The 23,731-nt window shown below is 67.4% G+C and carries 25 protein-coding genes, 1 tRNA gene and 1 pseudogene; 15 read left to right on the top strand and 12 right to left on the bottom strand.

What is annotated here, in order from left to right; genetic code table 11:
* Positions 1-76: 76 nt before the first annotated feature.
* From GVY39_RS13675 to GVY39_RS13660, 4 genes are all read left to right on the top strand, one after another.
* The gene (locus GVY39_RS13675; RefSeq protein ID WP_159924219.1) at positions 77-682 is read left to right on the top strand and encodes a TetR/AcrR family transcriptional regulator; all 606 of its coding nucleotides are present in this window, start codon (positions 77-79) and stop codon (positions 680-682) included.
* 351 nt (positions 683-1,033) lie between these two features.
* The gene (locus GVY39_RS13670) at positions 1,034-2,602 is read left to right on the top strand and encodes a hypothetical protein (RefSeq protein WP_159924218.1); all 1,569 of its coding nucleotides are present in this window, start codon (positions 1,034-1,036) and stop codon (positions 2,600-2,602) included.
* Positions 2,603-2,956: 354 nt separating this feature from the next.
* Positions 2,957-3,562, top strand: a complete 606-nt coding sequence (locus GVY39_RS13665; RefSeq protein WP_159924217.1) for a ClpP family protease — start codon at positions 2,957-2,959, stop codon at positions 3,560-3,562.
* A 298-nt stretch (positions 3,563-3,860) separates the two neighbouring features.
* On the top strand, positions 3,861-4,454 hold the full coding sequence (locus GVY39_RS13660) for a ClpP family protease (RefSeq protein ID WP_159924216.1): 594 nt from the start codon (positions 3,861-3,863) through the stop codon (positions 4,452-4,454).
* On the opposite strand, the gene GVY39_RS13655 is transcribed toward GVY39_RS13660, so the two are convergent.
* Positions 4,455-4,841, bottom strand: a complete 387-nt coding sequence (locus GVY39_RS13655; RefSeq protein ID WP_159924215.1) for a helix-turn-helix domain-containing protein — start codon at positions 4,839-4,841, stop codon at positions 4,455-4,457.
* Positions 4,842-4,979: 138 nt separating this feature from the next.
* Here GVY39_RS13655 and ilvD point away from each other — a divergent pair, with 138 nt between their 5' ends.
* From ilvD to GVY39_RS34355, 3 genes are all read left to right on the top strand, one after another.
* The gene (gene ilvD / locus GVY39_RS13650; RefSeq protein WP_159924214.1) at positions 4,980-6,686 is read left to right on the top strand and encodes a dihydroxy-acid dehydratase; all 1,707 of its coding nucleotides are present in this window, start codon (positions 4,980-4,982) and stop codon (positions 6,684-6,686) included.
* A gap of 207 nt (positions 6,687-6,893) precedes the next feature.
* On the top strand, positions 6,894-7,508 hold the full coding sequence (locus tag GVY39_RS13645) for a TetR/AcrR family transcriptional regulator (RefSeq protein WP_159924435.1): 615 nt from the start codon (positions 6,894-6,896) through the stop codon (positions 7,506-7,508).
* Positions 7,505-8,944: a hypothetical protein gene (locus GVY39_RS34355; protein ID WP_159924213.1), complete on the top strand. Its 1,440-nt coding sequence runs from the start codon at positions 7,505-7,507 to the stop codon at positions 8,942-8,944. Before GVY39_RS13645 ends, GVY39_RS34355 begins: the two co-directional genes overlap by 4 nt.
* Before the next feature lie 140 nt (positions 8,945-9,084).
* Here the strand turns inward: GVY39_RS34355 and GVY39_RS13635 are convergent, their stop codons facing one another.
* The 4 genes from GVY39_RS13635 to GVY39_RS13620 form a co-directional block, all read right to left on the bottom strand.
* Complete coding sequence (locus tag GVY39_RS13635) at positions 9,085-9,816, bottom strand: alpha/beta fold hydrolase (RefSeq protein WP_195071535.1); 732 nt, start codon at positions 9,814-9,816, stop codon at positions 9,085-9,087.
* A gap of 37 nt (positions 9,817-9,853) precedes the next feature.
* Complete coding sequence (locus GVY39_RS13630; protein ID WP_159924212.1) at positions 9,854-10,819, bottom strand: alpha/beta hydrolase; 966 nt, start codon at positions 10,817-10,819, stop codon at positions 9,854-9,856.
* A 35-nt stretch (positions 10,820-10,854) separates the two neighbouring features.
* Positions 10,855-11,577, bottom strand: coding sequence for an alpha/beta fold hydrolase (locus GVY39_RS13625; RefSeq protein ID WP_159924211.1), 723 nt, complete (start codon positions 11,575-11,577; stop codon positions 10,855-10,857).
* A 102-nt stretch (positions 11,578-11,679) separates the two neighbouring features.
* Positions 11,680-12,696: a GlxA family transcriptional regulator gene (locus GVY39_RS13620; protein ID WP_159924210.1), complete on the bottom strand. Its 1,017-nt coding sequence runs from the start codon at positions 12,694-12,696 to the stop codon at positions 11,680-11,682.
* 78 nt (positions 12,697-12,774) lie between these two features.
* On the opposite strand from GVY39_RS13620, the gene GVY39_RS13615 reads away from it, so the two are divergent.
* Positions 12,775-13,386, top strand: a complete 612-nt coding sequence (locus tag GVY39_RS13615; protein WP_201295218.1) for a TetR/AcrR family transcriptional regulator — start codon at positions 12,775-12,777, stop codon at positions 13,384-13,386.
* Between the two features lie 185 nt (positions 13,387-13,571).
* Here GVY39_RS13615 and GVY39_RS13610 read toward each other — a convergent pair whose 3' ends face one another.
* Together GVY39_RS13610 and GVY39_RS13605 are read right to left on the bottom strand one after the other, a co-directional pair.
* Positions 13,572-13,994: a hypothetical protein gene (locus tag GVY39_RS13610; RefSeq protein WP_159924209.1), complete on the bottom strand. Its 423-nt coding sequence runs from the start codon at positions 13,992-13,994 to the stop codon at positions 13,572-13,574.
* Between the two features lie 124 nt (positions 13,995-14,118).
* Positions 14,119-14,709, bottom strand: coding sequence for a TetR/AcrR family transcriptional regulator (locus tag GVY39_RS13605; protein WP_159924208.1), 591 nt, complete (start codon positions 14,707-14,709; stop codon positions 14,119-14,121).
* Positions 14,710-14,792: 83 nt separating this feature from the next.
* On the opposite strand from GVY39_RS13605, the gene GVY39_RS13600 reads away from it, so the two are divergent.
* Entirely contained in the window at positions 14,793-15,794 is a 1,002-nt protein-coding gene (locus GVY39_RS13600) for a saccharopine dehydrogenase (protein ID WP_159924207.1), read from the top strand.
* 99 nt (positions 15,795-15,893) lie between these two features.
* Here the strand turns inward: GVY39_RS13600 and GVY39_RS13595 are convergent, their stop codons facing one another.
* Positions 15,894-16,319, bottom strand: a complete 426-nt coding sequence (locus GVY39_RS13595; protein ID WP_159924206.1) for a hypothetical protein — start codon at positions 16,317-16,319, stop codon at positions 15,894-15,896.
* Positions 16,320-16,410: 91 nt separating this feature from the next.
* Between GVY39_RS13595 and GVY39_RS34970 the strand changes: the two genes are divergently transcribed.
* Complete coding sequence (locus tag GVY39_RS34970; protein WP_255466154.1) at positions 16,411-16,542, top strand: hypothetical protein; 132 nt, start codon at positions 16,411-16,413, stop codon at positions 16,540-16,542.
* 374 nt (positions 16,543-16,916) lie between these two features.
* Here GVY39_RS34970 and GVY39_RS13585 read toward each other — a convergent pair whose 3' ends face one another.
* A complete protein-coding gene (locus GVY39_RS13585) occupies positions 16,917-17,468 on the bottom strand; it encodes a DUF6098 family protein (protein ID WP_236565444.1) in 552 nt (183 codons plus the stop codon).
* 176 nt (positions 17,469-17,644) lie between these two features.
* On the opposite strand from GVY39_RS13585, the gene GVY39_RS13580 reads away from it, so the two are divergent.
* Both GVY39_RS13580 and GVY39_RS13575 read left to right on the top strand, forming a co-directional pair.
* Positions 17,645-17,932 carry a hypothetical protein gene (locus GVY39_RS13580; RefSeq protein ID WP_159924204.1) on the top strand — a complete coding sequence of 96 codons (288 nt, stop codon included), beginning with the start codon at positions 17,645-17,647 and terminating at the stop codon, positions 17,930-17,932.
* Between the two features lie 21 nt (positions 17,933-17,953).
* Positions 17,954-19,678 (top strand): ATP-dependent DNA helicase RecQ, encoded by a 1,725-nt coding sequence (locus tag GVY39_RS13575; RefSeq protein WP_159924202.1) that lies wholly within the window; start codon positions 17,954-17,956, stop codon positions 19,676-19,678.
* Between the two features lie 101 nt (positions 19,679-19,779).
* Here GVY39_RS13575 and GVY39_RS13570 read toward each other — a convergent pair whose 3' ends face one another.
* Together GVY39_RS13570 and GVY39_RS13565 are read right to left on the bottom strand one after the other, a co-directional pair.
* On the bottom strand, positions 19,780-19,971 hold the full coding sequence (locus tag GVY39_RS13570; RefSeq protein ID WP_159924200.1) for a DUF2795 domain-containing protein: 192 nt from the start codon (positions 19,969-19,971) through the stop codon (positions 19,780-19,782).
* 358 nt (positions 19,972-20,329) lie between these two features.
* A pseudogene (locus GVY39_RS13565) lies at positions 20,330-20,782 on the bottom strand (cytochrome b); the annotation flags it as partial.
* A 172-nt stretch (positions 20,783-20,954) separates the two neighbouring features.
* Between GVY39_RS13565 and GVY39_RS13560 the strand changes: the two are divergent.
* From GVY39_RS13560 to GVY39_RS13550, 3 genes are read left to right on the top strand one after another with little or no spacing between them, the layout of a single operon-like run.
* Positions 20,955-21,590 carry a TetR/AcrR family transcriptional regulator gene (locus tag GVY39_RS13560; protein ID WP_159924198.1) on the top strand — a complete coding sequence of 212 codons (636 nt, stop codon included), beginning with the start codon at positions 20,955-20,957 and terminating at the stop codon, positions 21,588-21,590.
* A gap of 11 nt (positions 21,591-21,601) precedes the next feature.
* Complete coding sequence (locus GVY39_RS13555) at positions 21,602-22,249, top strand: enoyl-CoA hydratase-related protein (protein WP_159924196.1); 648 nt, start codon at positions 21,602-21,604, stop codon at positions 22,247-22,249.
* 27 nt (positions 22,250-22,276) lie between these two features.
* Complete coding sequence (locus tag GVY39_RS13550; protein ID WP_159924194.1) at positions 22,277-22,765, top strand: hotdog fold domain-containing protein; 489 nt, start codon at positions 22,277-22,279, stop codon at positions 22,763-22,765.
* 509 nt (positions 22,766-23,274) lie between these two features.
* Here GVY39_RS13550 and GVY39_RS13545 read toward each other — a convergent pair.
* A tRNA-Leu gene (locus GVY39_RS13545) sits at positions 23,275-23,356 on the bottom strand.
* Between the last annotated feature and the right edge of the window lie 375 nt (positions 23,357-23,731).

The raw sequence follows: 23,731 nt of genomic DNA, 5'->3' as shown, positions 1-23,731 counted from the left end.
CTCGCTGAGCATTGCTCAACTTCCGGTCGGGTCATTGGTAGCATATTGTTGAGCATTGCTCAATAGAGGAGGGTGGATGTCGGAGGTTGCCGTGGAGCCCGGCGGCCGCCGCTCGGCGGACGATCGACGCAGACAACTGATCGGCATCGGTCTGCGCATGCTGATCGACCGTCCCTGGCACCAGATCACCGTCGACGCGGTCGCGCAGCAGGCCGGCATCTCACGCGGGCTGCTGTTCCATTACTTCCCGACCAAGCAGGACTACTACGCCCAGCTCGTCGGCGCCGCGTCGCAGCGATTCCTGCGCGCCACCGGTCCGGATCCGGACGCCGCGGACCCGCTCGCGTCGATGATCGCCAACTTCGTCGGTTACATGCGCAGGCGCAGTGGCCCGCTGGTGGCGCTGCTGCGCGCCGCGGGGCAGGACCCGGTGCTCGAGTCGATCATGGAGCAGATGCACGACGAGCTGACCGACCGGGTCTTCGCGGCTCTCGGCAGGTCCGCCCGGTCGACCGCCGAACGCCTGGTGGTGCGCTCCTGGTGGGCGATGGCCGAGGATCTCACGGTGCAGTGGTCGGCCCGGGACGACGTCGAGCAGGACCGGCTGGACCGGTTGCTGTTCGACACCTTGTCCCGAGTGCTCGATTCGGTGGACAGCGAGCGCGCGGCGGGTCGCCACTGACGGCTCGCGCACAACCAGTTATCGCGCGCCGAGATCCGCGGTTCGAGCCGTGGCGGCGGAATGGCTCGCGGGAAACCGAACCACCTCGACATAGGGTGGTCAATGGTTGGAAGCGCGGTTCGACACCAGCGGCAAGGACGTGCTGCCCGGGCTGCGGCGCCAGGGCGTCGAACCAGGGCACAGAGGGGAAATCACGCCGTGCCGCGTGTGTCGTCCACGGCGCGCCGAATAGTTTTACGAGTTGGCAAATGAATAGTTTCGCCGACGGCGGTGGATCGACTATGAATGAAACGTGCCGTTGCCATACGTGATCACTTGTCTGCCATCGAATCTCCCCGGCGGGGAGCGCTGATGGTCATCGAACATCCCATCGAGGACGAGGTTACACAGCTGGCGAGGCGGGTCGAGAAGGCCCGTGGACGGCTCGCCTACCAGTTCGATCCGGCGCTTACCGAGGCGCTGTCGGAAGACGAACTGCATGCCGAACGTGAGCTCGCCGAACGGATTCGCACCCAGGAGCGCGGACAGCGCTGGAAAGAGGCGCAGGCTGCCGCCGCGGCATCCGACCGCGCCAGGCAGACCACCGAAGCGATCGAGAAGGCCGACATGCGAGACCTCCTGCTCGCCCGCAAGGCGATTGCCGCGCAACGACGCGAATCCAGCCCGCACGCGAAGCTGGCCTCGCTCTACCGGCATCGGTCCTGGTCGCTGCGCGCGCTGGCGGGTGTGGTCGCGGCGGGCATGTTGTGGTCGGCGGTCAACGTCCAGCACAACATCGCCCCGGGTGGCGCGACCGATCCGCTGTACTGGTTCAGTTACCTGCTCGAAGGCATGATCAGCGTCTGCCTGATCATCATCATGATCGGCACCAACAAGGTCGCCGAATGGGGCGTCGTCGACAACCGCCGTCAGGTCGCGGCGGCCGAAATCGCCCTGCTGGCCCTGACCGTCAGCCTCAACACCTATCCCTACCTGCGTGCGGGCGCCTGGTACGACGCGGCCGTGCACGCCATCGCGCCGGTGATGATCGGCGTCGCGCTGCTCATCCACGACGCCGCGAGCGCCCGCTACGGCATGGCCATCGCCAGGGCCACCGAGCAGGTCCGCGACCTGCCCGACCCGGCCGAGCAGATCCGGCTCACACTGCCCAGATACCGCATGCCGGTCGCGCCCGAGGCGCCGGGCATCCCGCACGAGTACACCGATCACGACCCGCAGCCCGTCGTGGCCGCGGCAGCGGTGGAGGTCGTCGAGCAGGAGCAGGCCGAGGTCGCCGAAACCGTCGGTGCGCCGGAAGTTTCCGACGAGCAGCCCGTGGACATGGTGAAAGCCGAGAAGAAGCGTGCGCCGGTCCCGACGCCGCGCAAGCCGGTGCTGCCCGAGTCCATCGAGGATCTCGACGCGATGGAAGTCTTCCAGACGCGTCCCACCACACCGGTGAAGGTCAAGGACACCGAGGCCACGATCGCCGCCAACGGCAGCGCGCCCTCGACCAACGGAAAGAAGCCCGTGGCCGCGGAGCCCGTGGCGCTCGGAGCGGTTTCCGCGACCGAGACCGCTACGCGTGGCCCGGCCGAGGAGCCGACCGCGGCGAAAGTCGTTGTTCGTCAGACCGCTTCGGCCAAGCCGCGTACGCCGGTGCCGGACACCGAGGTCCCGACGGCCGAGATCCCGGCGGTCGCCCAGCGCCCGCTCGCTGACATCGACAGCCTGATGCCGGAACCCAAGAACGGCAAGAACAGCCCCAAGCCGGACGTCGCACAGCCGCCGACAGCACGCCAACCGGACATCTACGACACCGGTTCGTTCCGTGTCGCCGACATCCTCGAGCAGGAACTCGCCGAACTGCAGGCCGAACGCCGCCGCGCCCGCGCCCAGAGCAGGCAGCGCTCCGCCTCCACCGCGGGCCGCGAGTCCTAGCGAGCCCCGTTCCCGGCATCGATGCCCGCCGGCGCACCACGCGTCGGCGGGCATTGTCGTCTTCCTCGCGTCGCATCGGAGCTCGACGGCGCTCGAACAGACACCGGTAGACCGGCGAGCCGTCAGTTCAGCGCTCGACTCGGCCAGAGGGCTGGCTTCGGCCCATTCCGCCAGTAGGCGAGGGCGTCGTACAGCGGGACGCGGCCTCGACCGTCACGCGCAGCGAGTGGGCTGGGGGTGTCGCCGAAGTCGCCGCGGTCCTCGGCGTCCGCGTCGTCGCTCGACTGCTGAGAGCAGATCCGCCGACGGCAGCACGGGCGCGGTTCGCCGCTGTGAGTCCGGCACCGTGGAACCATGACTCACGATGACAAGACCCCGATGTTCAGCTGGCGGGCCAGAGAGCAGCTGCTCAGCCGCCGCATAGTCGTGCTCGACGGCGCCCTCGACGACGACAACGGGACGCTGCTGATGACCCAGCTGCTCACTCTCGCCGCCGAGGACCCGGAAGCGGGCATCTCCTTGTGGATCCATTCGCCGGGCGGATCGGTTCCGTCGATGCTCGCCATCCGTGACGTGATGCGGCTGGTGCCATGCGAAGTCTCCACGCTCGCTCTCGGATTGGCCTGTAGCGCGGGGCAATTCCTCTTGTCGTCGGGGAGCAAGGGCCGGCGCTTCGCGTTGCCGCACGCCAGGGTGCTGATGCACCAGGGATCCGCGGGCATCGGCGGCACCGCCGTCGATGTCGAGGTCCAGGCCGACGACTTGCGCTACACCGTGGACACGGTGCTCGGCATCATCGCCGAGGACACCGGCCAGCCGTTCGACCGGATCTACGAGGATTCGCTGCACGACCGCTGGTTCACCGCGGCGCAAGCCAAGGAGTACGGCTTCATCGACCACATCGTCGACTCGTTCGGACAGATCGTCCCGCAACGTCAGCGGATCGGGATCTCGGCATGAGCGGTCAGGCCTGGAGGCGGCAGCGCCAGCTTGACCCCGCAAGGCCCCGCTGATGCCGACAGAAGACACAGCATGAGCGGTCAGGCCTGGAGGCGGCAGCGCCAGCGTGACCCCGCAAGGCCCCGCTGATGCCGACAGAAGACACAGCATGAGCGGTCAGGCCTGGAGGCGGCAGCGCAGCGTGACCCCGCAAGGCCCCGCTGATGCCGACAGAAGACACAGCATGAGCGGTCAGGCCTGGAGGCGGCAGCGCAGCGTGACCCCGCAGGGGCCCGCTCATACCGGAAGTGGACACATCATGAGCACCTACACCATCCCCAACGTGATCGCCCAGCATCCACGCGGCGGCGAGCGGATCACCGACATCTACTCCCACCTGCTCGCCGAGCGGATCGTCTATCTCGGCACGCCGATCGACTCCGGTGTGGCCAACGCGCTCATCGCGCAGCTGCTGCACCTGGAATCGGAGAGCCCCGAGCAGGAGATCAACCTCTACATCAACTGTGAGGGCGGCGACCTGTCCTCGATGCTGGCCGTGTACGACACCATGCAGCACATCCAGTCGCCCGTGCAGACCACCTGCGTCGGCCAGGCGATCGCGGTGGGCGCGGTGCTGCTCGCGGGCGGCGAGCCCGGCCGCCGGTCCCTGCTGCCGCACGCCAGGGTGGTGCTGCACCAACCCGCCGCGCGCGGGCAGGGAACGATCCCCGATCTGATCCTGCAGGCCGACGAGCTGGTGCGGATGCGGGCGGAGATCGAGTCGATCCTGTCGCGGCACACCGGGCAAACGGTGGAGCGGCTACGGCGCGACACCGACCGCGACCGGGTCTTCACCGCATCGGCCGCGGTCGAGTACGGCCTCGTCGACCAGGTCCTGGGGCGCCGCGACTGATCAGGCCGCCGACGCCATGAGCGTGGGCCCGGTGCCGGAGCGCGGCGCCGACCGCCGCAGGAAGGCGACCCTGCGGCGGGCGCGGAGTTCGTCCGCCACCTGGCCGGTGAGCTCACCCAGCGTGGTCCCGAGTGATCCGGCCAGGGCGGCGATCATCTCGCTCGACGGCTCCTTGCGTCCCCGCTCCACCTCCGACAGGTACTGCGGGGAAATGCCCGCCCGCTTAGCGGTTTCCACCAGCGTCTCGCTCCGGTCCTGCCGCAGCGTGCGCAACTGTTCGCCGAGCACCTCGCGCCAGAGGGGTTCCGGGGGCGTCTGCGGTTCCGGCTGCCGAGGCCGGTCGTCGCGTCCACCGGGGATCGAGTGAAGTCTCGGGTGCTCGGTCATGGTCCGAGCGTACGGTTGCGGGTGACGGGTTCGCCCGGCATTACGCTCTGGGCGTACAGGGCCGTTCCAGTGGACGGAATTCGCGGATCCGGCGTGGTCGCCGCCGTAATCGGAGCGGACCGAGGATGATGGGGAACCGTGCCAGAGAATCCGAAGGTTCCCGATCTCAAGCCGCGCAGCCGCGACGTCACCGACGGCCTGGAGCGAACCGCCGCCCGCGGGATGCTGCGCGCGGTCGGTATGGGCGACGAGGACTGGGAGAAGCCGCAGATCGGAGTGGCCTCCTCGTGGAACGAGATCACTCCGTGCAATCTGTCCCTGGACCGGCTCGCCAGGGGTTGCAAGGACGGCGTCTTCTCCGGCGGCGGCTTTCCCATGCAGTTCGGCACCATCTCGGTGTCCGACGGCATCTCCATGGGGCACGAGGGGATGCACTTCTCCTTGGTCTCGCGTGAGGTGATCGCCGACAGCGTCGAGACGGTGATGCAGGCCGAGCGGCTCGACGGCTCGGTGCTGCTGGCCGGCTGCGACAAATCGCTGCCCGGGATGCTGATGGCCGCGGCCCGGCTGAACCTGGCGAGTGTGTTCCTGTACGCGGGGTCGATCCTGCCCGGCCTTGCCAAGCTCTCCGACGGCAGCGAGCGCGAGGTGACGATCATCGACGCGTTCGAGGCGGTCGGCGCGTGTGCCCGCGGGCTGATGAGCCGCGAGGACGTCGACGCCATCGAGCGGGCGATCTGTCCCGGCGAGGGCGCCTGCGGCGGCATGTACACCGCCAACACCATGGCGAGCGCGGCGGAGGCGCTGGGTATGTCGCTGCCCGGCAGCGCCGCGCCGCCCGCGACAGATCGTCGCCGTGACGGTTACGCCCGTCGTAGCGGCGAGGCCGTGGTCGAGTTGATCCGGCAGGGGATCACTCCCGCCGACATCCTCACCAAACCCGCGTTCGAGAACGCCATCGCGGTCGTCATGGCCTTCGGCGGGTCGACCAATGCCGTGCTGCACCTGCTGGCCATCGCGCACGAGGCGAACGTCGACCTGACGCTGGACGATTTCGCTCGGATCGGGCGCCGTGTCCCGCACCTCGCCGACGTCAAACCCTTCGGTAACCATGTGATGACCGACGTGGATCGCATCGGCGGCGTGCCGGTCATGATGAAGGCATTGCTCGACGCCGGGTTGCTGCACGGCGACTGCTTGACCGTGACGGGAAGGACGGTGGCCGAGAACCTGGCCGACATCGCCCCGCCGGATCCCGACGGCAAGGTGATCCGCGCGATGGCGTCGCCGATCCATCCGAGCGGTGGCATCACCATCCTCACCGGTTCTCTCGCGCCCGATGGCGCCGTGGTCAAGTCGGCGGGCTTCGACTCCGACGTGTTCACCGGCACCGCAAGGGTTTTCGATCGGGAACGACCGGCGATGGATGCCCTCGAAGACGGCACGATCGTGGCGGGCGACGTCGTCGTCATCCGGTACGAGGGGCCGAAAGGCGGCCCCGGGATGCGCGAGATGCTGGCCATCACCGCCGCCATCAAGGGCGCGGGCCTGGGCAAGGACGTGCTGCTGCTCACCGACGGACGGTTCTCCGGCGGCACCACTGGCCTGTGCGTCGGACACGTCGCACCGGAAGCCGTGGACGGCGGCCCGATCGCGTTCGTGCGCGACGGCGACCCGATCCGCCTCGACGTCGCCGCGGGCACTCTCGACTTGCTGGTCGACGCCGACGAACTCGCCCGCCGCCGCGAAGGCTGGGACCCCCTGCCGCTGCGCTACACCCGCGGCGTCCTGGCCAAATACACGAAGCTGGTGGGCTCGGCATCGATCGGTGCCGTCTGCGACTGAGCGTTCGTCCTCCTGCGTGATCTCCCGGCGATCTCATGGTCGTCTGGCTCGCTGCCACATGCTTCGAGCCGTGCGTCGAAGTCTTCGGCGCACCGTTGAATTCGATTCCACGGCCTGGAGGCGAAGCGGTGCCAAAATTAAGCTACTAATTTGTAGCTACAGTTGCATAGCTACTTTTTCGTAGCTATATTGGCGATCGTGAATGCGATGAAGCCAGCGGAGAAGGGTCGCCGCACCAAGCACGAGTTACGTGCCGATTGTCATGCGGCCGTCATCGCGGAGGCTGCCGAGACCGGCCTGGGGCGGCTGGCGATGGAGGGGGTCGCGCGGCGCGCCGGCGTCGCCAAGACCTCGCTCTACCGGCACTGGTCGACGGTCGAGGAATTGCTGATCGAGGCGCTGGCACAGGCGTACCCGGTCGAAATGCCGTCCCCGGCGGGCGGGAACCTGCGCGGGGACCTGCTCCGGGCGCTGGAGCAGCTGACCGATTGGCTGTCCGGTCCGACCGGGTCGGCCACGGCCGCGATCCTCGGTGAACGGCAGCGACGGCCCGATCTGGTCGAGTCGTTGTACCGCAATGTCTTCGACCTGCGCGGCGGCCGGTTCACCCGAACGGTCCTCGACCACTACGCGGCGCTCGGCGAAATCGACGGCGCCCTGATCACGCCGATAGTCAGCGATATCGGCGAGGCGCTGGTGATCAAGCATCAGATCGACACCGGGCAGTGGCCCGACGAGCGCGTCCGAACGGCCATCGTGGACGAAGCCCTGCTGCCCGCGCTCGGTTTCCCACCTCCCACAGAGAAGAGAAAGACGAAATGACTGGCGCACCTGCCAACCCGATCCACGTCGACTGGGCCGCGACCACCGGCACTTCGCGCACCACGTTGACCACCCACCTGTGGACAGCACCGCCGCTGCGCCGGGGCTCACCGATCCACGACAAGGCCTTCGACGCACTGCGTGCGCTCGACGCCGAGCTCGTTCGATTCCTGCCCTGGTACTCCCATCCGCGCATCGCGGTCGCGGAGCTGGCCCCGCCCACCGCGACCGAGACGTCCTGGAATTTCGAGCTGCTCGATCCGCTGGTCGAGGACTTCATGGACGCCGCGGATGGGCGTCCGGTCGTCGCGAACTTCGCGACCATCCCGGCCTGGATGTTCCGCACCGAGGAGCCGGTGACCGTCGCGGAGGACCCCGACGAGATCCACTGGGACTACGAGCGAGGCACCGAATTCCGCGATCCGACATTCACCGAGGTCGCGGACTACTTCTACCGCGTCGCCAGCTGGTATATCGCCGGCGGGTTCACCGACGAACTGGGTCGCCGCCACGAGTCCGGACACCACTACCGTTTCGCCTATTGGGAAGTTCTGTGCGAACCCGACCTCGGGCACCGGATCGCGCCGGCGGACTACACGAGGCTGTACGACGCGATCGTCGAACGACTGCGTCCGCTCGACCCCGACATGAAATTCGTCGGCTTGTCGCTCAGTCACATGCACCGGGATCCGGAGTATTACTGGCAGTTCCTGGATCCGGCCGTACACCGTCCCGGCGTGCCGGTCGACGCGTTCTCCTATCACTTCTACGCGTCGTCGGACATCGTCAACCCGTTCGGCCCAGAGGGTAACGCGCCATACGAACACTGGCGCGACATCTTCTTCGCGCGAGCCGATGGGTTCCTGGAGCAGGCGCGGTTCATCGACGGGATCCGGCGCAGGCTCGCCCCGGCCGCCAAAACGTTCATCAACGAAATCGGCACGTACCCCGCTGATGTGATGAATCCGAACCCCGAGATCCCCGAGGAATATTGGGCGCTCAGCGCTGCGGTCCAGTCCTATCTCTGGGCCGAACTCGTGGCGCTGGGCGTCGACGTGGTCGGCATCGCGGAGTTCATGGACTACCCCGGGATGATTCCCGGCACATCGCTGATCGACTGGGAGACCGGCGCCCCGAACCTGCGCTACGAGGCGCTGGCATTGCTGCTGCGGCACTTCGGCCCTGGTGATCAGCTGGCCGCGACCAGCACCGCCTTTCCCGACCCACGGGTACACGCCCAAGCTTTCGTCACCGCCTCCGGCGAACGAAAACTCGTGGTGATCAACAAGACCGAGGCTGTGCTGACGATTCCCCTCGATTCCTCTTTCCTGCCGGTCGGCGTCGAGCAGGTCGGGTCCACGGGCCTGCGAGCCACACCGCTCACCGATCCCGTCCTGCTCCTCGACGGCTTCGCCACCGCCGTCGTCAGCTGCTGAGGGCACAGCGCGGACCGTCGGCAGTCGCGCGGCCCGAGCGCGGGTTCCGTCGGGAGTAGGAGGCCGTGCACCTTGGGTCCCGCGCTGCGAAAAACGCTGCTGCGCGGGACCTTCGGCTGTGCGACCTACCTGGACTCCGGCTACCTGCCCGCCGCGCGAGCGATCAGGTCACTGACCGCATCGGGCGCGGAGACCGAGACGGCGTGTGAAGCGGAGACCTCCACGACGTGCGCGCCGGCGCGTTCGGCCATGAATCGCTGCGCTTCCACCGGAATGTTCTTGTCCTCGCTGGTGACCAGCGCGAATGACGGGATGTTCCGCCAAGCCGTTGCGGTCGCGGGCTGTTGCAGGGCAGCAAGCGCGACCGGCCGCTGAGTCGCGGCCATCAGCTCCGCGGTGGCGGCGGGCACGTCGGCGGCGAACTGCCGGTGGAATTCCTCTTGCCGGATGTAGAGCTCGGTGCCCGCGCCCCCGTCGGGAAGCGGATAGGAGGAGGGCCTGGTGGTCGGCCCGAGCGTCGATCCGGGGAACTTGTCGGTCAATTGCAGTGCGCTCTCACCTTCGTCGGGAATGAACGCGGCGATGTAGACCAGCGCTTCGACATCGGTTCTCCCCGCGGCGGCGACCGTGATGACGCTCCCGCCGTAGGAATGACCGGCCAGGATGCACGGCCCCTCGACGGAGTCGAGAACCGAGGCCACATACGCGGCGTCACTGTCGAGGCCGCGCAGCGGATTGGCGGCCGCGATCACGGAATGCCCTTGTGCGCGCAGCCGTTCGATGACTCCGTTCCAGCTGGAGGAGTCGGCGAACGCGCCATGGACCAGCACGATGGCCGGTGCGGGGGAAGAACTGGTGGACTCGGTGCTCACAGGTGCGGTTCCTTCGAATTCGGTCGTCGGGTACAGGTCAGGCGGTGTGCAGGGCGGACCGCAGCGTCGCGACGGCTTGCGCTACCGCGGCTTTGGCGGCTTGGGTGTCGTGCAGCGCGTTGACCATCACGAAGTCGTGGACGATCCCGCCGTAGCGCACCTGGGTGACCGGCACGCCCGCGGCGCGCAACTTGCCCGCGAAGGCTTCGCCCTCGTCGCGCAGCACGTCGGCTTCGGCGGTGATGACCAGCGCGGGCGGCAGTCCGGCCAGCTGGTCGGTGCTCGCGCGCAGAGGAGAAACGGTGATCTGCGCGCGCTCCTGCGCACTGGTGGTGTACTGATCCCAGAACCACTTCATGCCCTCGCGCGTGAGGAAGTAGCCCTCGGCGAACTGCTCGTAGGAGCCGGTGTCGAAGTTGGCGTCGGTCACCGGATAGAACAGCACCTGCTGGAGGAACGAGACGTCGCCGCGCTCCTTGGCCATCAAGGTCAGCGCGATGGCCATGTTGCCGCCGACCGAGTCACCCGCGATCGCGATCCGGGACGAGTCGAGGCCCTTCTCGCCGCCCTCGGTGGTGACCCACTGGGCGACGCGATAGGACTGCTCGTTGGCCACCGGGTAGCGCACGTCCGGTGACCGGTCGTACTCGGGGAACACCACGGCCGCGTGCGCGCCGACTGCGAGATCGCGCACCAGGCGGTCGTGGGTGTGCGCGTCGCCGAACACCCAGCCCGCACCGTGGGTGTAGATGATCACCGGCAGCGTCTCGGTGACGCCTTGCGGCTTGACGATCCGGGCTCGCACCGAGCCGGTCGGCCCACCCTCGACGGTGACCCACTCCTCATCGATCTCGGGCTTGAAGATCGGCGAGTCCTGCACGGAGTCCACCGCTTTGCGGCCCTCCTCGGGCGGGAGCTGGTAGAGGAACGGCGGCTGCGAGGTCGCGTCGACGAACTCCTGCGCCGCCTGTTCGAGCGAGATGCCCAGCGGGTTTCCTGACATGATGGTGCCTTTCTCGTAGAGGGGACTGCCTTGACTCAGGACAATTGAGCGATCGCGTCGGTGATGACGGCCACGACTTCGTCGGGGTGGGTCTGCATCACCAGGTGTGGTCCATCGATCTCGACGATCGAGCGCAGTCCGGCTCGCTTGTAGCCGAACCGTTCGACGTCGGGATTGATGGTGCGATCGGCGCTGGAGACGATGCCCCACGCCGGTTTCGTCTTCCACGCGGCCGCCGAGGCGGGCTCGTTGAAGGCGATCGCCGACAACGGCCGTTGCGAGACCGCGAGGACCTTGGCCTTCGCCGGATCGAGACCCGCGGCGAAGACATTCGGGAAGGCGTCGATGTCGACCGAGACGTCCGTGCCGGGCTCGGCGCCCTCCACCGGATACGGCGCGTAGACGAGGTTGGCCGCCAGGTCGGAATCCGGGAATCCGCCCTGCAACTGCCCGAGGCTCTCGCCTTCTTCCAGGGCGTAGCCGGACACGTAGACCAAGCCGGCGACATTGTCCGCGACGCCGGCGACGGTGATGACAGCGCCGCCGTAGGAGTGCCCGGCCAGCAGCACCGGGCCGTCGATCTGCTCGACGAACGACTCGATGTAAGCCGCGTCCGCGGACAGGCTGCGATTGAACACTGGGGGCACGACGACGCGATGGCCTCGTTCGAGCAGCCGTTCGGTGACGGGGGACCAGCTCGAGCCATCGGCGAACGCGCCGTGGACCAGGACGATGGTCGGACTTGCCGGGGCGGACATGGCATTCCTTTCTCCAGCGCGCGGTGACGGCGCTGTGCATGCGCCAGTCTCGGTCGGATACCCAGTGCCGCGCCCCTCCCCACGGGCCACAAAAGCCTCCGATCAGGACACGGCCTGTTCCATCACCACGTCCAGCCCGGCGGCCGAGCCGGTGGAACGGAAGCGCTGCTGGTACTTGCTCGGGGAGATGCCCAGCCGGGCCACGAACGCGCGGCGCAACGCCTCGCTGCCGCCATACCCCGCGGCCATGGCGGCCTCCGTCACGCTGTATCCGGCGTGCAGCATGTCCCGGGCCATCCCGAACCGGATGAACGAGACGTATTCCGCGGGCGAGCGCTCGAGTTCCGCGCGGAAGAGCCGGGTCAGATGCCGCACGCTGACCCGCGCGTGGGCGGCCAGGGTCTGGACCGTGTGCGGATACGCGGGATCCGCGCAGATCAAATCCACCACTCCGCGGACGAGAGGACTGCGCGGCACCGGTCCGCTCAGCGACGCGGAGAATTGTGATTGACCGCCCGCGCGCTGCATGTAGACCACCAGCGACTGCGCTACACGCCGCGCGACGTCGGCGCCGTGGTCCTCTTCGACCAGCGCCAGCGCGAGATCGACGCCCGCGGCGACCCCCGCTGAGCTGTACAGGTTGCCGTCCCGCACGAAGATCGCGTCCGGGTCCACCTCGATCGACGGGTATCGCCGCGTGAGGTCGGCCGCGAATTTCCAGTGGGTGGTCGCGCGCCTGCCGTCGAACAGGCCCAGGTCGGCCACCACGAACGCGCCGCTGCAGACCGACGCCAGCCGCCGGGTGTTGCAGGCAAGATGCCGCGCGGCTGCCAGAACCTCGGGCGTCACGAATTTGCCCGGTGGAAGCTCGCTCCCCGGAATCACCACCGTGTCGAAGCGGCCCGCGTCCGCGACCGCGCAGCTCACTTCGATCCGCGCGGCGATCGAGGTCTGGGCATCCTTACCGTCGGCCGAGACCAAGACCACCTCGTACCCCGCCACCGATTGGTTCGCCTCGACGAACACCTCCGCGGGCCCGGCGAAGTCGAGCATCTTCACGCCGTCGAAGACCAGAATGCCCACTCGTTTGCGAGGACGGGCGGTGAAGTTGGAAGACATGTCAACAGTATTGTGGAGTAGCGGCTCCAGAACAAGTGGATGTGTGTGACCTCGCACAGTGATTGGTACGGTGAGGACATGGGACGGCCGCGACAGTTCGATGAATCGAACATGCTCGACGCCGCGACCGAGCTGTTCTGGTCGAAGGGTTTCGACCGCACGTCGGTAGAAGATGTCTCGCTCGCGACCGGTGTCGGCAACGGGAGCATCTACGCCGCTTACGGCAGCAAGCGCGGACTTTTTCTCGCTGCGTTCGAACGCTATTGCGAGCGGCGTGCGCACTTGGTCCGCGAGGCCATGGGTTCGGCGGGCGGCTCGGCGCGATCCGCGGTGCGTGCGCTCTACCGCGCGATCATCGAAGACTGTGCCGCGCATCCGGATCGGCGCGGCTGCCTGATGATCAACAGCATCGCCCATCTCGGTACCCGGATCCCCGAAGTCGCCGCTATCGGCAGCCGGACCACCGCCGCGATGGAGCACGGCGTCGCCGAGCGGTTGCGACCCGCCATGCGCGGCGCCGGAGACGACGACGAAGCCACGCTCTCGGCCGTCAGCGCCAACGTCGTGGTGGTCGCTCAAGGGCTGATCCAACTCAGCCGCTTGGGAACTCCGACGCAGCGGTTGCACGAGATCGCCGATGTGTCGACTGCGGCCCTGCCGCAGGCATGGGCCGACCAGCTCGTCCACTGACCCGGTCCAGGGGAGTTCGCGCCGTGCCGACGATCCGCTTCGCGCTCGACCCCTCGCACCGGGGACCGGCTCGACGCACGGTGTTCACCGACAGGCCTCGGCTCGTCGTCCGGCTCGACGGCGCGTGATACGAATCAGGGAAGCGTGGTGGTCGCGCGGCCGACCCGGCTGGTTGGCGACCGACCTCAGAGGTAGGGGAAGCAATCGATGTCGCGGTGGGTGAAGCAGGGCTGCTCGACCGGTCGCAGCCAGCGGGCGGGGACCCGTAGCGGTTCGACCTCGGGCAGGCGCACTGGCCGGTCTTCACCGTCGAACAACGTCCCGCGCACCCGGAACACGCCGAACGGCAGGCCGAGATCGTGAGCTTGTTCGGTCGTCAACACCACCGCGATGCGGGAGTTCGCGGTGATCCGCAGTCCTTCGACGATGATCGGATCACAGGTGTGGTCGATCTCCGTGACGGTGAGCCGGAACCTGCCGCCTCGTAGCCACGACCACGCCCACGAGAGCGAGCCCGGCTGGTCGCAGTCGGGGTAGCGGCTGCGCGGCAGACGCTGCGGGACCAGCACCATGTAGGTGCACCCGACCTCGATTTCGCGGGTCCGCATACCTTTCAGCGTGACCGTCGCACCGGCTCCCTCGCAAGGAAACCGGCAAATACAGCGCATCACGTGGGGGCGCAGCCGCAGGTCCGGGCGCCCGGGTCGCCCGGGCGGAGGTTGGCCGCCGGGGCTAGCAGTCGGTTCCGGCGTCGAGGCTTCCCACGATCAGGTCGGTGAGCGCCGCGATGGCTTCGGCGACCGTGGTGCGTTCTCGGTTCAGCTCGGTCGCTATCGCCTCGGCCGCACCCAGCACACCGACGCAGCGCAACCGAAGCGCGTCGGCCGGGAGGCCGGAGTGCGGCAGGAGCGCGTCGGCCATCAGGTCCGCGTAGCTGTCGTACATCTCGTGCTGGATCGCCTCCATGTCCGGATTTCCTTTCAACGCGGCGGAAATGGCGTTGAACTCCGGCATGTCGGCGGCGCAGGCGAAGTATGCCGTACTCGTGACACGGGCGAGCTCCGCAGCGGTGGGCGCGGCCTCCCGCAGCGCCTGGGCAGTAGCGGCTCGCTGTCGTTCGTCGAGTCGCCGGTACAGCGCGAGCAGCAGGCCGGGACGGGTGCGGAAGTGGTCGTACACGATCGGCCTGCTCACCCCGGCGGCCTCTGCGAGGGTGGGCAGGGTCAAGCCGTCGGCGCCCTCGGCGCGCACGATCGCCAGGGCGGTGTCGAGCAATTGCTCCCGCCTCGCCTGCTTGGAGAGACGGGTGGATGTCGTCGTCATGGTCCTCCCTTGCGTCTTCGCCTCAGTGTAGCTACAAAGAGTAGGTTACAAAATGTAGCTTCACCCTTAGGAGAGGAATCACAGTGGAACATTCGAAATCCGTCCTGATCATGGGCGGTTCGGGCCAGGCGGGCTCGGGAGCGGCAGCGGTACTGCGCCGGTGGTATCCCACGCTGCCGCTGACGATCGCGGGCCGCGATCTCGGTCGGGCGCAGCGAGTCGCCGACGAACTCGGCGCGGCGACGGCCGTGACCATCGATCTGGAGCGCAGCGATCTCGGGCTCCCGGCCGACCACGGTTATTCGGCGGTGATCGCGACGGTGTGGGACGCTCGCCTGCACGGGCTGCGCTACGCGCTGGACCATGGGGTGCCGTACCTCAGCATCTCCAGCGGCATGGTGGACATCGCACCGGAGGTGGCCGCGGGCGTCCAGCGGCCGAGTGCCGCTCCGATCCTGGTGGCCGGCCACTGCTGTGCCGGTCTGGTCGTTCTCGCGACCTTGGACGCGGCACGGGAGTTCGACCGGATCGACACCATACGGATCGGCGTCGTACTGGACGACACGGACACCGGCGGCCCAGCGGCTGCTGCCGATCTGGAGCGCATGTTTGCCGCCACCCCGGCGGGATTCGTGCGTCGCGACGGGATCTTCACCTGGCTGAGCGAGCCCGACGCGCAGGTGGACGTGCCGAGTGTCGACGGCGTCGTGCTGCCGGGCCAGAGCGTCCCCATCCTGGACGTGCCCAGCCTCGCCGTCGCGACGGGAGCGCCGAACGTCCGCTTCGCGTTCGCGTTCGGTGAAACCGCGAGCAGGCGCCGCGGCGAACCAGCTTCCATCGAGGTCCGGATAGAACTCGAGGGAGTGGGGCGGGCGGGCGCGCCGCTGAGTACGAGCCGTTATCTCGTCCACCCGGTGGGGCAGCGCCCCTGGACCGCCCTCGGCGTCGCGCTCGGCGTCGAACGACTGCTCGGACTGCGCGGGGAACCCGTCACGCCGGGCCTCTACACTCCCGAAGCATTGCTCGACCCGGCCTACGTGGTCGAGCGGATGGCGGAGATCGGCACCACCTCCGTCAGCGTGTGAGGCATTGAAGCGCTGTGACTGGCTTCGCTTGCCGGTACACCTACCCGTCGGCCTGAAGGCTGCGACGTGGGCACATCAGGCCGGTGGGAATCGGAAACGTCAGGAGGCGGTGACGGTCAGGGTGTAGCCGGTCGCAGTGCCGTCGGCGGAGGACACGAGGAGTTGGTAGTCATTGCCGTCGGCGACGAGATCGGCGTGCGGAACCTCGGTGGCGACCATCGGCCCGATCAGCGGGGCCACCGAGACGCGGGCGTTGCCGTTCGGAGAGGACACGTCGAAGCTCAGGCGCTGCCCCGGCACCGTGGCGATGGAGTAGCTGTCGGACTTACCTTTGAGGACATTGCCATTGGCCTCGGTGCTGTTCTTGCCCGGCTGGATCTGCAGGCGCTGCACAGGGCCGGGCAACGAGGGAATGTCGGGCAGGGCTTGTGTGGTCGCGATGCCGACGGTCGCGGTGAAGGTGACGGCGGCTAGCACCGCGGGCAGGGTACGCGACAACGAACGAAACACTCGAGAAGCGGTCATGCGCCACATCTTTCCTCACGGGGTACGCGAGATAATATGCGGCCGAGTAAAACTGACGTATCTCCCCCGAAATGTGTCGATGGCGGCCGGGATGATCATCGTCTCCGCCGCCTACGGCGTCGTCGGCGTATTCGGTACCGACATGCCGCAGTTCGCCACCGCGGGCAGCCGCCCGGCCGGCTGCCCGCGCGTCTTGTGCAGTCCATGGTGGTATTCGGCGTGATCGTGTGATCATGACCTACCTCGGGCTCGCGGTGCTCGGTTTCGTGCGCGACTCGTTCGCCCGCATCACCGCCCGTTTCCCAACTCGCCCCGGGTCTTCTTCGGCGGCTTGATCGGCGCCTTCCTGATCGGACGCCCGTCAGTGGCACCGGCAGCTGCACCGCTGGATGTCCCTCCTCTTCACGGCGACGGTCGTCGTCTGTTTCGTCGCCGCCGCGCTGGGAATGATGGAGTCCGCGCTCTGGGTGTTCTACCTGCCGCTGCCCCGCTCTTCGTGCTCATGGGCACCGGTTTGTACATGTTCGTGCTGCCGTATCGCACGAAGCCCGGCAGCGGTCGCCCCGACCTCGTCGGACGCGCCTGATCAGGTGATCGCTACGAATGGGTTTCCTGCGTGGAGTCGCGACCGACGTGGAACCGTTCGTGGTAAAGCCGGGCGGCTTCGGCGATCACATCGGGACTCAATCGAGCCAGGGGCTTGATACCGGTTAGCAGAGGTTCGTGATCGGGTCCGGCCCCGGCGACCTGGCCGGTCAACAGCCACGCATAACGGTCTTGTTCCGCGCCCAGGTCGGCGTACTGCCGAATCCTGCGCGCGATCCACTCCACGGGCGTGCGCGTCCACCAATCCTCGGGCTCGATGGTGCTGACCGAGAGACCGGGCATGTCGTGGTCGGCCTCGTAGTCGCGGCTTCCACCTGCCTCACGGTCCCGGTCCGGGCCGTGGGAGTAACGCAGATATACCGTCGAGTCCGTGCGCTCGATGAGCCGAGCGATTTCGGTCAGCCGCCGCAGGGTGGGCAGTTCGGTCCCACCGACTTGCCGGCCCTGCCGCACCGAAGACGGGGGGAGGTCGTCGGCCGTGGAAACCGAGCGCGGACGAGGGGAGCGGTTCCGTTCGGTGTTGTCAGCGTCTTCGCCGCCCATGCGGTCTGGGTGCCCACTCACGCCGCAAAACACACAACCGGTCGGTCCGAGTTCTGTGCCCGCCGTGCTGTCGGGACGGCTCGTCGCCGGTGCCGAGCCGTCCCGATACCGCTCGTGGACGCCGCGCCAGGGGGATACCGCAGTTTCCGCCATGGGATTCCGGGAAAGCGACCACTATGCCCAGACCCGCGCAATTGGCGGTGGCCGCCTCGAGCCGGTGGACCGGCGAGGACGGCATTCGCTACCCCGGTGGCGACACCCACGCCTGGGTGCGTGGCACCAACCAGACCCTGTGCGGCGTGCCGTTGTCCCGTGCTCACTTGGCCCGCTTCCCCCATGTGCCCTGGGGTGAAGCGCAGTGGTTGGCCGACACCGGTGATCACCGGCTCGCGTTGTGCCGCCGATGCGCCGCCGCCATGCGCTCCGAGCGACCCCGCTGGCAGCGGATCAACCCACGCCCATGACCTCGAAACGGTGTTCTGCTTATGACGGACTCTGATCGGCGCGGTCGTGAGCTGCGGCGCCTGGCGGCGGAGATCTTCGGGTTGCCACGGCTGCGGGACGAACAGTTGACGGCGATGGAGCTCGTGCTCGACGGGCACGACGTGCTGGCCGTACTGCCGACCGGAGCGGGTAAATCGGCGATCTACCAGGTACCAGCCTTGCTGGTGGACGGTCCGACGGTGGTGGTTTCCCCCTTGATCGCGTTGCAGCACGACCAGATGGAGGGCATCGAGGACAGCAGAGCTCCCCGCGCGGTGGCACTGAACTCCGCACAGAGCCGCGGCGAGCGCCGGGACGCCTGGGACGCCCTGCGCCGAGGCGACGCCGAGTACGTGTTCTTGTCTCCGGAGCAGTTGGCCAAAGAGGAGCTGGTAGAGGCGTTGGCCGCGCTCGAAGTCGCTCTGTTCGTGGTGGACGAAGCCCACTGTGTTTCGGCGTGGGGCCACGACTTCCGGCCCGACTATCTGCGTCTGGGTCCGATGTGCGAACGTCTCGGGCACCCGCGGGTGATCGCGTTGACGGCCACCGCGGCGCCGCCGGTGCGCCGCGACATCGTGACCCGGCTCGGCATGCTGGATCACCGCGAGGTGATCGCCAGCTTCGATCGACCGAACCTGCACCTGGCGGCGCGCCGGTTCACCAGCGAATCCGACAAGCACGACGCCGTCATCGCGCATATCCGCGGATTGGCCGGCGACCCGCGGAACGGATGTGGTCTCCTCTACACCGCCAGCCGCAAGGACACCGATCGCTACGCCCGTGAACTCGACGCGGCCGGTGTGCGGGCAGCGGGCTACCACGCCGGGATGAAGACCGCCGACCGCGAACGGGTGCACCAGGATTTCCTGAACGGCGAGGTGGACGTGGTGGTGGCGACCTCCGCATTCGGGATGGGCATCGACAAGCCCGATGTCCGGTTCGTCGCGCACGCCTCGGTGCCCGACTCGCTGGACTCCTACTACCAGCAGATCGGCCGGGCCGGACGTGACGGCGACCCCGCCGAGACCATCCTGTTCTATCGGCCCGAGGATCTGAACCTGCAGCGGTTCCTCACCACCAGCAAACCGCCCACCGATACCGTCGACGCGGTCGCCCGCGCACTCGCGCGGCACGATCACCCGATTCCGCCGAAGCAACTCGCCGACGAGGTCGACGCGGCGCCCGCCCGCCGCACCCGCGCGGTCAACCTGCTCGAACAGGCCGGCGCTCTCACCACAACCGGGTCCGGCCGCCTCGCCTTCGATGCGGACCTGACCCCCGACGACGCCGCCGATCTGGCCCGCGATGCCGCCACCGCGCACGAAACGCTGATCACCTCTCGCCTGCGGATGCTGCGCGGCTACGCCGAAACCACCGACTGCAGGCGCCGCTACCTGCTCGGGTACTTCGGCGAGCAACTGCTCGAACCGTGCGGCAATTGCGACACCTGCGATGCGGGCACCGCCTCCGGCCGCGCCCGCGGCACCGATGAATTCCCGCTCGACAGCAGGGTTCGCCACGAACAATGGGGTTGCGGCGTCGTCCTGTCCGCCGAACAGGACCGCATCACTGTCCTTTTCGACGACTTCGGTTACAGAACCCTCTCCCTGCCCGAGGTGCGCAAACGCGGACTGCTCGTTCGCGCCCCCGACCCTTCCGGCGGGGTCTGCCCTGACGACGCCGACACCGAGGTGCACGGCGCGGACAGTAAGTCGCGGTCGCGGTAGTACAGACACCGCCGGAGGGGCTGTACGCGGCATTCGGGCTACATCAGCCGTCCGCTACATATCAACCGTGGATGAAAGCGGACTCCAGCCGCAGGTTGCGCCTAGGCGGACGAGACGGCTTTACTGACCGCGTTCGGACCGTCATAGGTCCGGTCGGGCATCGACTCGAGAGCATCGAGAACGTTCTCGTCCGCACCATTGTCCTTCGCGGCGGAAACGATCCCGTCACGATCACACGGATAATCGACGCCGGACAAATACTTCTGCACCTGAATGGGATTGACCTGGCTCATCTTCTTCTCCTCTCCGAGGATCCGAGATAGCGGACATCAGACGCACTACCACTGCCGGAGCTGCCCAAGCCAGGGATGACCACCGGCTCCCGTCCGTCGTGAATTCACCGCGGACACCTTCAAGGCTCAGGCCGGCTCGTGTGGGCGCAGATCACGTCGTAGGCGCGGACGGCGTCCTCGGGGGAGACGAGAACGAGCAGGCGATGGCGTCGACCGCGCCGGTCGGTCCATCCCACAGGTGAACGAATCCCGTGGGCGCGCAGAGTGTCTCTTACGACCTGCCCTGCGAACTCGCTGGCGACGGTGGCCGCAGGGACCAGCAGTCCGTAGTCTTCGGCGTGCCTGACACGGCGCAGTCTCATCGGTCGTGTCGTTCGCCGTCGCGGCGCAGCTGGTATTCCCGGAGAACGGCCAGTTGCCTGCGTTCCTCGGTGTGCTCGGTCGTCAGGAGACGCTCCGCTTCGGGCGCCGGATCCGGGCGGAGGAACGAACCCGGTCCGGGTTTGCCCGCCGACCCCAGCTTGTTCATCTTCTTCGGTACCGGGGCGCCTTGATGCTCGAGCGGAACCGGGTGGCCGTGGTCATCGACCGGGCCCAACGGCTGGTGCATCTCGATGTACTCGCCGTGCGGCAGGCGTTTGATCACGCCGGTCTCGATGCCGTGGGCGAGTAACGCGCGATCGCCGCGCTGCAAGCCAAGGCACATCCGGTAGGTCAGGAAGTAGGCCGTCGGCGGGCACAACAGCACCGCGATGCCGAAGAACCAGGTCGTCGCGTTGAGCGAGATGTTGAATCGCAGTGCGATGATGTCCATATATGAGAGCAAATGCTCCATAATTAAACCAGAGCACGGGCTCCACTTATTGGGTGAGTCGCGTCACCGAGCTCCCACTGAACCGCCGAGGGGTCATTGAGCTGCGAAAATCCCACATCGACCACCCGGCCGGTGAGTTACAGAGCAAGCGCTCTGTTATGCTTCGATCATGCCCCGTCCTCGTGTGCACGCTCTGGATCCACTCATGGATGCTGCCGAACAGCTGGCAGTCGACTCCGGACCCGCTGCGGTCACTGTCCGGGCGCTCTCGGAGGCCGCCTCGGTGTCCAATGGCGCGATCTATCACGCTTTCGGCTCCCGCGCCGGGCTGATGGGCCGGGTCTGGCTGCGCGCCGCGCAGCGTTTCCTGACTCTGCAGCGCGAGGCCGTGGATCGGGCACTGGCCGCGGGTAGCTCCCGCGAGGAGGTGATCGAGGCAGTCGTCGCCGCTGCCGACACTCCTGCCGAATTCCTGGTCCAGCAGCCGGTCTCGGGGCGTTTCCTGCTGACCGTGCCCCGCGAGGAGCTCCTCGGTTCCAGCGAGCTTCCCGACGACATCGCCGAGGAGTTACGCCAGCTCGATCAGACCCTTATCGAGCTGTTCGTGGGTTTGTCGCGCGGTGTGTTCGACCGCGCCGATCGCGAGGCCGTCGGCGTCATCCGTGAATGCGTGGTGGAACTGCCCACCGCGCTGCTGCTGCGCGGCCGCCGAGACCCCGATCCCGCGGTGCGTCAACGCCTTGCAGCCGCGGTCCGCGCGGTACTGGCCGTCCCTCTGGTCCCCCGCACCCCCACAACGAAGTGAAAGGCCACACCATGACCGCGAACCTGCGCTACCAGGACAAGATCGCCGTACTGAACCTCGGCGACGACGAGAACCGGTTCTCCCCGGACTGGCTCGACACCGTCCACGCCCACCTCGACACCGTCGAACGCGACGCCCAGGGCCTGATCACCACCGCAGACGGGAAGTTCTACTCCAACGGCCTGGACCTGGACTGGCTGATGGCCAACGGCGACCGCGCCGAATGGTACGTCGGCCGCGTCCAGGAACTGTTCGTCCGAATCCTCACTTTTCCGCTGCCCACCATCGCCGCGGTGAACGGCCACACCTTCGGCGCGGGGGCCATGCTGGCCATCGCCCACGACTACCGCGTCATGCGGCAGGACCGCGGCTACTACTGCTTCCCCGAGGTCGACATCAACATTCCCTTCACCCCCGGCATGGCCGCCCTCATCCAGGCCAAGCTCAGCCCCCACGCCGCCGTGACCGCCATGACAACCGGCCACCGGTTCACCGGCCCGGATGCCCTGGCCGCCGGACTCGTCGACGCCACCGCTGCCGAATCCGCGGTCCTCACCACCGCCATCGACCGGCTCACCCCCATCCTCGGCAAGAACCCCGCCACCCTCGCCGCCATCAAAACCACCATGTACAGCGCCGTCACCGCGGCACTGCGCTGACACCGCTCGAACCGAGGAAGACCGTCGATGACAACCACCACGGACCAGCCAGGCAGCACCAACCTCGCGCTCTGGAACACGCTGCAACGCTTGCCATTCGGCAACTGGTTCTTCACCCAGGCGCTGTGCTTCAAAGCCCCCTATTTCCGCAGTGTGCACCCTCTGCTCCAAGAGCTGCGACCAGGACTGTGCCGAGTCAGCGCGCCCAACCGCCGCAGCGTCCACAACCACCTCGGCACCTACCACGCCATCGCATCCTGCAACATGGCCGAGCTCGCCGGCGGCATGATGACCGACGCCACCATCCCGGCCACCCACCGGTGGATCCCGGTCGGCATGACCGTGGAATACAAATCCAAGGCAACCACCGCAGTGACCGCCGTCGCCCGACTCGACCCCATCCCCGAGTTCGGCGATGAACCCACCGAACTCCTCGTCCCGGTCGATGTCCTCGACGCCGACGGCAAAGCCTTCGTCACCGCCCGGATCATCATGCATGTCTCCAAGAAACGCTGACGCCCACACCGCCGTCTCGAAGCCACCTGGCACCGCGCCGCGCAATCCAGGTGACCAGGTGCGGACGCTGGTCGTGGGGAAGCTCGCCGGTCACGACATAATCGGCCCCAAGGTCGAGAGATGCTGATTGTTCCGGATGTTCGGAAAGACGTATGCCCGGACGCCAGCCCAGCGCGGTGAAGGTGATCTTGTCGAGGATCCGGCCTCCCGACACAGCAGAGCCCGTAGACGAGGTCGCCATGGGCGGGACGGACCACGCGGTTCGTGACCAGCGGTCCGTGAATGTGTTCCTGCAACGGCGACTGCGGCGGGATGACCGGCGCGATCACCGCTGACCACCCCCGGCGGCGGTGCCAGCGAACTTTCCGAGAGGGTCACCACTGTCGCGAAGTGGCAGATCTGGCCAAGAATCGAGGCAGGTCAGAGCATGTTTCCACTGGTCAGCCTCCGTGTGTGAGAGTGCACTCCAACACGCGGCACGAAAAAGTGTCACGACTGACGGGAATCTGTGCGCGAGAGGGGACTTGAACCCCTACGTCCGTGGACACCAGAACCTAAATCTGGCGCGTCTGCCAATTTCGCCACTCGCGCTTGATGGTACGACCGTCCAAACTCTACCGGGCGTTTCGTCCTTTACGCAGCATTGGGAGGGTGTGGCGTACTCGTCAGTAACCTTACCTGGGATTATAACGATTCAGTAACCCTCAATATGAGGGGCACTCATGTTTCCTACGCGTTGGTAACCCGATGGACCAGGGGGTTCAAACATGAGGCGCAGTCATGTTCCCCACGATTCTAGTACGTGTGTACCGGAATACTCCAAAGTAACGGCCACACGCGGGGGCAAACGTGAGGATTTCCTCATGATTTTGTGCCATCCTCGCCGGTATCAGGCCGATCACCCGCGATCACTCGTGAACCGGTAGGGACCGGCGTGTCGCCGAGGCATGTCGCATGGAGAAGGAA

Origin of the sequence: Nocardia sp. CY15 (assembly GCF_009829295.1) — a bacterium.
GTDB classification, from domain to species: Bacteria; Actinomycetota; Actinomycetes; order Mycobacteriales; family Mycobacteriaceae; genus Nocardia; species Nocardia sputi.
The sequence above is the reverse complement of the archived record's forward strand: the minus strand, read 5'-3'. Positions and strand labels throughout refer to the sequence as shown.

What these genes read in the sequence shown, in the direction of transcription:
- GVY39_RS13550 (WP_159924194.1), top strand. Translation starts at nt 22,277, where the DNA reads ATGACAACCACCACGGACCAGCCAGGCAGCACCAACCTCGCGCTCTGG.
- GVY39_RS13605 (WP_159924208.1), bottom strand. Translation starts at nt 14,709, where the DNA reads ATGACGACGACATCCACCCGTCTCTCCAAGCAGGCGAGGCGGGAGCAA.
- GVY39_RS13620 (WP_159924210.1), bottom strand. Translation starts at nt 12,696, where the DNA reads ATGTCTTCCAACTTCACCGCCCGTCCTCGCAAACGAGTGGGCATTCTG.
- GVY39_RS13575 (WP_159924202.1), top strand. Translation starts at nt 17,954, where the DNA reads ATGACGGACTCTGATCGGCGCGGTCGTGAGCTGCGGCGCCTGGCGGCG.
- GVY39_RS13555 (WP_159924196.1), top strand. Translation starts at nt 21,602, where the DNA reads ATGACCGCGAACCTGCGCTACCAGGACAAGATCGCCGTACTGAACCTC.
- GVY39_RS13580 (WP_159924204.1), top strand. Translation starts at nt 17,645, where the DNA reads ATGCCCAGACCCGCGCAATTGGCGGTGGCCGCCTCGAGCCGGTGGACC.
- GVY39_RS13625 (WP_159924211.1), bottom strand. Translation starts at nt 11,577, where the DNA reads ATGTCCGCCCCGGCAAGTCCGACCATCGTCCTGGTCCACGGCGCGTTC.
- GVY39_RS13645 (WP_159924435.1), top strand. Translation starts at nt 6,894, where the DNA reads ATGAAGCCAGCGGAGAAGGGTCGCCGCACCAAGCACGAGTTACGTGCC.
- GVY39_RS34970 (WP_255466154.1), top strand. Translation starts at nt 16,411, where the DNA reads ATGATCATCGTCTCCGCCGCCTACGGCGTCGTCGGCGTATTCGGTACC.
- GVY39_RS13585 (WP_236565444.1), bottom strand. Translation starts at nt 17,468, where the DNA reads ATGGGCGGCGAAGACGCTGACAACACCGAACGGAACCGCTCCCCTCGT.
- GVY39_RS13610 (WP_159924209.1), bottom strand. Translation starts at nt 13,994, where the DNA reads ATGCGGACCCGCGAAATCGAGGTCGGGTGCACCTACATGGTGCTGGTC.
- GVY39_RS13655 (WP_159924215.1), bottom strand. Translation starts at nt 4,841, where the DNA reads ATGACCGAGCACCCGAGACTTCACTCGATCCCCGGTGGACGCGACGAC.
- GVY39_RS13670 (WP_159924218.1), top strand. Translation starts at nt 1,034, where the DNA reads ATGGTCATCGAACATCCCATCGAGGACGAGGTTACACAGCTGGCGAGG.
- GVY39_RS13560 (WP_159924198.1), top strand. Translation starts at nt 20,955, where the DNA reads ATGCCCCGTCCTCGTGTGCACGCTCTGGATCCACTCATGGATGCTGCC.
- GVY39_RS34355 (WP_159924213.1), top strand. Translation starts at nt 7,505, where the DNA reads ATGACTGGCGCACCTGCCAACCCGATCCACGTCGACTGGGCCGCGACC.
- GVY39_RS13570 (WP_159924200.1), bottom strand. Translation starts at nt 19,971, where the DNA reads ATGAGCCAGGTCAATCCCATTCAGGTGCAGAAGTATTTGTCCGGCGTC.
- GVY39_RS13615 (WP_201295218.1), top strand. Translation starts at nt 12,775, where the DNA reads ATGGGACGGCCGCGACAGTTCGATGAATCGAACATGCTCGACGCCGCG.
- GVY39_RS13665 (WP_159924217.1), top strand. Translation starts at nt 2,957, where the DNA reads ATGACTCACGATGACAAGACCCCGATGTTCAGCTGGCGGGCCAGAGAG.
- GVY39_RS13630 (WP_159924212.1), bottom strand. Translation starts at nt 10,819, where the DNA reads ATGTCAGGAAACCCGCTGGGCATCTCGCTCGAACAGGCGGCGCAGGAG.
- GVY39_RS13675 (WP_159924219.1), top strand. Translation starts at nt 77, where the DNA reads ATGTCGGAGGTTGCCGTGGAGCCCGGCGGCCGCCGCTCGGCGGACGAT.
- GVY39_RS13660 (WP_159924216.1), top strand. Translation starts at nt 3,861, where the DNA reads ATGAGCACCTACACCATCCCCAACGTGATCGCCCAGCATCCACGCGGC.
- GVY39_RS13595 (WP_159924206.1), bottom strand. Translation starts at nt 16,319, where the DNA reads ATGACCGCTTCTCGAGTGTTTCGTTCGTTGTCGCGTACCCTGCCCGCG.